This window comes from Cryobacterium sp. TMT4-10 (assembly GCF_004403275.1).
In the GTDB taxonomy this organism is placed as follows: domain Bacteria; phylum Actinomycetota; class Actinomycetes; order Actinomycetales; family Microbacteriaceae; genus Cryobacterium; species Cryobacterium shii.
Window position 1 is genome coordinate 1 of record NZ_SOGU01000032.1, and the last position, 5632, is coordinate 5632.

Consider the following 5632-nt stretch of genomic DNA (forward strand, 5'->3'; position numbering starts at 1 on the left):
CACGACGACCGCCACAGCAACGCCCCGCCCGCTGCGGCCAAATCGGCCCGGATCTCGTCGCATCAACTTCGAATAGGCGTTACTGACACACGCTCCTAGAGAAAATTTTCCCGTAGCGCCCAGCCGGGGCCGTGATAGAGCGAGTCGATCTCGGTGTGCTGTCCGCCGGTGATCGCTGCGATCCGTGACGCGAGCGTCGACTTTCCTACGCCGGAGACGCCGGCGACGAGTACGCGGCGAAGGCGAGGCGGAAGGGAGTCTTGTGCGCACAACACCTGTTGAGCGTAAACCTTCAAGGCCAACCCGATCCGATTCGGAGCTGTGGACGCTCAAGGTTGCGCCAATGGGCAGTGTTCGGTAGTCGATCAATCATTCCCACGGCCGCCCCGTCTAGTGACCAGCGACCGTGCCCGACTTCGCGCGAGCGGAAGTTCGTGGCGGGGGTGCCCCTGTAGAGTTCAATAGGCACCACGCAGTCGCTCCAGTCCTGCGCCGGAAGGCCGTAGGGGGAGTTATTGACCGGGAGTAACCCGATGACGGGTAGGGCAGTAGCCGACGACCGGGGCGCGGTGCTCGTCGTCGATGACGACGAGATGATCGTGGGCCTGGTCGCGCGAGGGCTCCTCGCAGCCGGCTACCGCGTCACGACGGCCTCCAGCGGCGCCGAGGCACTGGAGAGACTGGCCGAGGCGGTCCCGGACGTCGTCGTCTCCGACGTCAACATGCCGGACATGGACGGCTTCACCCTCGTGCAGCGACTGCGCGAGGACTCCCGGCTGCGTTCCCTGCCCCTGTTGTTCCTCACCAGCCGCGCGGAGGCCGCGGACGTGGTGTCCGGCATGCGTCTCGGCGCGGACGACTACATCACCAAGCCCTTCGACCTGCCGGTCCTGGTCGCTCGCGTGGACGCCAAGCGGCTACGGCCGCCGGTGCCTGCTGACCGACTGCAGACTGACCGCCGCACGGGGCTGGCCTCGTCCGCGACGTTCATGGACGAGCTCGACCGGGAGCGCGAGCGGGCGCTGCGCAGTGGCCGCTCGGGGCACTTGGCACTGCTCGGGCTGAACGAGTCCGGGAGCATCCGTGCGCGCTTCGGGGAGCGCGGGGTCGACGAGGTGTTGCGGCAGGTCGCCGATGTGCTCGGCGCCGTGGTCACGCCGCTGGAGACGGCCGGCCGTACCCCCGATGGCGGCTTCGGGCTGCTGCTGCCGGAGACGTCGTCGGACGACGTGCGCGACCTGATGCAGGGACTCTCCGAACGCCTCGCCGGCCGCCGCCTGGACGTCGAGGGCTCAAAGGTCAGCGTTACCCCGCTCGTCGGATACGTCCCGCTCGACGCCGTCCAGTCGGCCAAGCAGGCGGTCGAGCAGGCCGGCGCGGCGCTCGAGCACGCGCAGATGCACCTCGATCTGCGGCCGATCGCGTACCGTCCCGAGATGCTCGCCGAGGCCGAGGCCGCGGCACCGCGCCAGCCTCGGCCGCTTCTCGAGCGGCTGCGCACGCCGTTCCAGGTCGCGCTGACGTTCGTCATAGGCATTGTGCTGCCGTACTTCGTCTACCTGTTGGCTGACCGCGCGGGTTTCGACATCACACCGTTCGCCTACCTCGTCGTCGTCTTCTCGCTGCTGGTGACAGGGATCGCGATCTGGGTCGAAGGACTGCTCGCCCTGAACCCGGCGCAGCCGCCTCCCGCACCAGAGGAGCAGGACGGAGGTCCGGCGTACCCGCCTGCGAGTGCCGTCATCGCGGCGTACCTGCCGAATGAGGCCGCGACCGTCCTGGAGACCGTCGAGGCCTTCCTGGGGGTGAACTACCCCGGCGACCTGCAGGTCGTGCTTGCCTACAACTCGCCCGTCCCGCTCCCGGTAGAGCGCGTCCTCGGCGAGCTCGCGCAGCGCGAGACGCGCTTCACTCTGCTCAAGGTGGAGGGGAGCACGTCCAAGGCGCAGAACGTCAACGCCGCCCTGCAGATCGTCACTGGTGAGTTCGCTGGTGTCTTCGATGCCGACCACCTGCCCGCGGCAGACAGCTTCGTGCGCGCCTACCGCTGGATGGCCGATGGGTACGACGTCGTGCAGGGCCATCCGGTGGTACGAAACGGCGACGCCTCCTGGGTGGCGCGCACCGTAGCGGTCGAGTTCGAGATGATCTACGCAGTCAGCCACCCCGGCCGGGCGAAGCTGCACCAGTTCGGCATCTTCGGCGGGTCAAACGGCTACTGGCGCACGCAGCTGCTGCGCGAGACGCGCTTCCGCGGCTCGATGCTCACCGAGGACATCGACTCTGCCCTGCGGGTCGTCGAAGCCGGCTACCGGATCGGCTCCGACCCGTACCTCATCAGCCGCGAGTTGGCGCCGACGACGCTGCAGGCACTGTGGAACCAGCGGATGCGCTGGGCGCAAGGGTGGTTCCAGGTGTCCCTGGGCCACCTCTTCGGGGCGCTGCGCAACCCCGGGCTCACGCCCAGACAGCGGTTCGGCTTCTTCTTCCTGCTGGGCTGGCGCGAGGTCTACCCCTGGCTGAGCGTCCAAATGTTCCCGCTCATCGCCTTCTACGCCCATCGCGCCGGCGGGCCGCAGCACCTCGACTGGTTCGTCCCGGTGTTCGTCCTCACGACCATCTTCACGCTCAGCGTCGGGCCGTGGCAGACGTTGTTCGCGTATCGCCAGGCCGATCCGGAGATCCGCTCCCGCACGGCGTGGTTTTGGCTGTACCTCGTGGTTGCCTCGGTCTTCTACACCGAGTACAAGAACGTCATCGCACGCGTCGCGCAGGTGAAGCAAGCCATGCGCGAGAAGGCCTGGAAGGTGACGCCCCGGGCCGCCGGGACAGGGGGGGCGCCGGAGGGCGGACTCACCGCGCCGGCTGTCGGTCCAGCGGCCAACGACCCCGAGCACCCGGCGGACGAGCCGCTGGTCCCGCCGCCACTGCCCCACCACACGACTTCCCCAAGCCGTACGTCGTGACCACCTCACGCGAGCACACCCGCGTCAAGGCGCTGCGGGCGCTAGGGCTGCTCGACCAGCCGGGCCAGGAGCGCTTCCGCCGGATCGTGGATCGTGCGAAGCATCTGCTGGACGTGCCGGTGGTCTACATCAATCTCGTCGACGAGACGCGGCTGTGGGTCGTGGCCTGCACCGGACAGACCGACCCCGCGCTGGATCACGACGCGTCGTTCTGCCACTTCGTCGTCGTGGACGACGCCCCGGTGCTCGTCGGCGACGCATCCACGGACCCGCGATTCTGTGACAATCCGCTCGTCGTCGGCCCTCCTCGCCTGCGCGCCTACGCCGGCTACCCGCTGCGCTGGGACGGGCAGGCTGTGGGAACGCTATGCGCCTTCGACGTCGTGCCGCGCACGTGGAGCCGCGCGGACCTGGAAGTCCTGGCCGACATGTCCGCCTGGGCCGAGCTCGAGCTCGGCGCTGAGGAGGTGCAGCGCCGGCTGGCTGCCGCTGAGCTGGCACAGCGGCTCACAGACTCCGTACTGCGTTCGGCGGGCGACGGGATCTGCGCGACGGACGGGGAGGGCCGGCTGGCGCTCGTCAACCCCGCGGCGTGCGACCTGCTCGCGGCACCGGCCGAAAAACTGCTTGGCCAGCCGCTGCACGAGTTGCTGCACCCCCAGGACAGCTCGTGCAGCGACGACGACTGTGCGCTCGGCGCGGCGCTGCGCGACGAGCAGATGCTCGTCGGCGTGGACGACGCCTTCCGTCGGCAGGACGGTGAGGTCTTCCTGGTGCAGCTTTCGTTTGCGCCGTTGCGGCAGGACGACCGGACAGCTGGCGCAGTGCTGGTCTTCCAAGACGTCAGCCAGCGGCGGGAGGTGGAGCGGCTCAAGGACGAGTTCGTCTCGGTGGTGAGCCATGAGCTGCGCACCCCGCTGACCTCGATGCGCGGCTCGCTCGGCCTCCTCGCTGCCGGGGTCGTCGCCGAACTGCCGCCCGAGGTGCAGTCGCTTGTCGACATCGCCCTCACCAACACCGACCGCCTCGGTCGGCTCGTGGCCGACATCCTCGATCTCGAGCGCCTGTCCGCGGGGCACATGCACGTCGTGCGCCGTCCTCACCGGCTGAGCGACCTAGTCGCGCTGGCGCTCGCAGCCGTAGAAGGGATGGCCGCTCAGGCCGGCGTCCGACTGGAGCAGGAGACCTCCGACGACATCTGCTGGGGCGATGCCGACCGACTCGCCCAGGTGCTCGTCAACCTCCTGGGCAACGCCGTCCGCTTCAGCCACTCCGGCAGCGCGGTCCGCGTCACCGCCCGGATGCGAGAGGGTGAGATCCGCTTCGAGGTGTGCGACAAGGGCCGTGGCATCCCGCCCGACCGGGTCGAGCAGATCTTCGAGCGCTTCGCGCAGGTCGACGTGAGCGACGCCCGCGAGAAGCAGGGCAGCGGCCTCGGGCTCGCCATCTGCCAAAGCATCGTGCATGCGCACGGCGGCCGCATCGACGTCGACAGCATCCTCGGGCATGGCTCCACGTTCACGGTCGTGCTGCCGCAGCGCAGGCCGCGGAACGAGCCGTGGCCCGGCCCCCTCCGGCGCAAGGAGGAGACGTGACGCGCTGCGTGCTCGTCGTCGACGACGAGCCGGACATCCGCGCAGTCGCCCGACTCAGCCTTGAGCGAGTCGGTGGCCTGCGGGTGATCGAGGCGTCTTCCGGTATGGAGGCACTGGATATAGTTGCCTCGTCCCAGCCGGACGCGGTCCTTCTCGACGTTATGATGCCCCGCGTCGACGGCCCGACAACGTATGCGCTGCTGCAGGCCGACCCGCGCACCCGCGACATCCCGGTACTCCTGCTCACGGCCCGGGCCGATGCCACCGAGCGAGAGCGGTGGCTGGCCGAGGGCGTGCGTGGCGTGCTGGCGAAGCCCTTCGACCCGATGGAGCTGCCGCGTCTGGTGTCCGAGTCGCTGGGATGGGGACCGTGACCGACGCGGTCGACGGTTTCCTCGCCGAGATGTGGGAGCGGTACGGGTACCTCGCCGACCAGCGCGTCGCGGCACTCGAGCGGTACGTCGAGGCCGGAGGTGGAGACCGCTCGGGTGATGTGCTGGCCGACGAGGCCGAGTCCGCCGCCCACAAGCTCGTCGGCGCGTTGGGCAGCTACCGCCGGCCCGGATCGGAGCAGGCCGCGGTTGTCGAGCGGCTGGTGCAGTCGCGCGCTCCGGTCGACGAGGTGGCTGCGGCCGTGCGCGAGCTACGCCGGCTCGTCGGCTGAGGCCCAGCGTCGGCGCAGCCTCAACGGGGGCTCCTGAGCTGGTTCATGACCCCAATGCCAGGGCCCACGGCGTCGGCCAGCCATTCCCAAACGCCACTCCCCCGAGACTCCGGAACTTCGGCGAATTGTAGCCAACCTACGTCCGTGGACGTCCCGCTGACGAACCGTTGCTTAGGTGCTGGCGATCACAGCGCTACGGTGAATCGGGCGAGCAGTCGGATGAGGTTGATGTAGTCGTCAGGCGGGAGAGCATTCTGAACTTGCCGCCGGACTCGATCGACGACGGGCGTGAGGTCCGTCTGCGTCTGTGACGGCGCTCACTGAAATTCCCCAGTTCTGCTCACTGAAATTCCCCACTCCGGGTCGCTTCCGCACATAGAAGCGGGCCTTCCTCGATGCTGATGGTC

General features: G+C 68.9%; 5 protein-coding genes. 4 read left to right on the forward strand and 1 reads right to left on the reverse strand.

Features of this window, described 5'->3' with window-relative positions; translation table 11 throughout:
* Window positions 1-95 precede the first annotated feature (95 nt).
* Entirely contained in the window at window positions 96-275 is a 180-nt protein-coding gene (locus E3T42_RS04610) for a hypothetical protein (protein ID WP_174776552.1), read from the reverse strand.
* Window positions 276-533: 258 nt separating this feature from the next.
* On the opposite strand from E3T42_RS04610, the gene E3T42_RS04615 reads away from it, so the two are divergent.
* From E3T42_RS04615 to E3T42_RS04630, 4 genes are read left to right on the forward strand one after another with little or no spacing between them, the layout of a single operon-like run.
* Complete coding sequence (locus tag E3T42_RS04615; RefSeq protein ID WP_134402568.1) at window positions 534-2966, forward strand: response regulator; 2433 nt, start codon at window positions 534-536, stop codon at window positions 2964-2966.
* Window positions 2963-4561 (forward strand): ATP-binding protein, encoded by a 1599-nt coding sequence (locus E3T42_RS04620; protein ID WP_160141055.1) that lies wholly within the window; start codon window positions 2963-2965, stop codon window positions 4559-4561. Before E3T42_RS04615 ends, E3T42_RS04620 begins: the two co-directional genes overlap by 4 nt.
* Window positions 4558-4935, forward strand: coding sequence for a response regulator (locus tag E3T42_RS04625; RefSeq protein ID WP_134365597.1), 378 nt, complete (start codon window positions 4558-4560; stop codon window positions 4933-4935). The genes E3T42_RS04620 and E3T42_RS04625 overlap by 4 nt, the downstream gene beginning before the upstream one ends.
* On the forward strand, window positions 4932-5225 hold the full coding sequence (locus E3T42_RS04630; protein ID WP_134365596.1) for a hypothetical protein: 294 nt from the start codon (window positions 4932-4934) through the stop codon (window positions 5223-5225). Before E3T42_RS04625 ends, E3T42_RS04630 begins: the two co-directional genes overlap by 4 nt.
* The last annotated feature ends 407 nt before the right edge of the window (window positions 5226-5632 follow it).

What these genes read in the sequence shown, in the direction of transcription:
- E3T42_RS04615 (WP_134402568.1), top strand. Translation starts at nt 534, where the DNA reads ATGACGGGTAGGGCAGTAGCCGACGACCGGGGCGCGGTGCTCGTCGTC.